Source organism: Oleiphilus sp. HI0079, assembly GCF_001635105.1.
This window is the reverse complement of the sequence record NZ_LWFT01000589.1, coordinates 1-812: the sequence shown is the minus strand read 5'-3', so window position 1 is coordinate 812 and position 812 is coordinate 1. Positions and strand designations below refer to the sequence as shown.

At 45.2% G+C, this 812-nt stretch carries 1 protein-coding gene; it reads right to left on the bottom strand.

Going from position 1 to position 812, the window contains the following annotated elements; all coding sequences use genetic code 11:
• Nucleotides 1-123: 123 nt before the first annotated feature.
• Nucleotides 124-812 (bottom strand): VF530 family DNA-binding protein (locus tag A3750_RS10065; RefSeq protein WP_231871782.1); only part of this gene is annotated, 689 nt, incomplete at its 5' end.

Sequence of the window (812 nt, the reverse complement as noted above, 5' to 3'; positions counted from 1 at the left end):
AAATAATCAAGCTCCAGAGAACACAAAGCGCTATCAGCCCCTGAAGAAATGATATTTTTTCAATTAGTTTGAGCATCACTTTTCCTTATCATGCCAGTGGGATTAAAAACAAAAAGACAATGATTACTTCTCTCTCCAGGCGGCCCATGGATCACCACCGGCACTATTTGGGGAACTCGTTGAAGAATCAGATGAAGAATGAGTGGAAGAACCGGAGGCTTTATCTTTTCGTCCAGGTCGGTCAGATTCGTATCGTTTACTCGAACTGCCCCCACCGCCATAAGGGCCGCTAGAACGCCCCTGTCGAGATCCGCTCTTGCCAAACTCCGCGGCTTTTTTGGCGCGCTTTTCTTGCAGCCGAGCCGCATCCTCAATACTTAACTCCGCTGGCTCTCCGGGCACTTGCCCGTCAGGAATAATGCGATCTCGCGGTGGGATGTGATATTGCTCTGATGAAGGCCGAGGAAGGTTTTTAAATTGATACAGATAAAATCCTTCCAGTTTTTCACGCGCCCAATCTGTTTTTTTCAAAAACTTTACGCTCGAGGCAATGCTTGGATTGATCTTAAAGCAATTGATATTGAGATACGCATACAGAATCTCAAAGCCATAGTGCTCTACCACCTCCTCCAACAAACTTTTCAACCCTAAACCATGTAGAGGGTTATTCTTAAAGTTCACTTCATCATTCATGCTGCTATCCAAGTTTGTGGCGTGTATTTGATCACAGTAAGTATAACGCAAAAGTCTGCGAACCCTCGCGAACTTAAGCGGATATGTTTTCAACAAATCTTTACAGGGAGCCTTGCGGA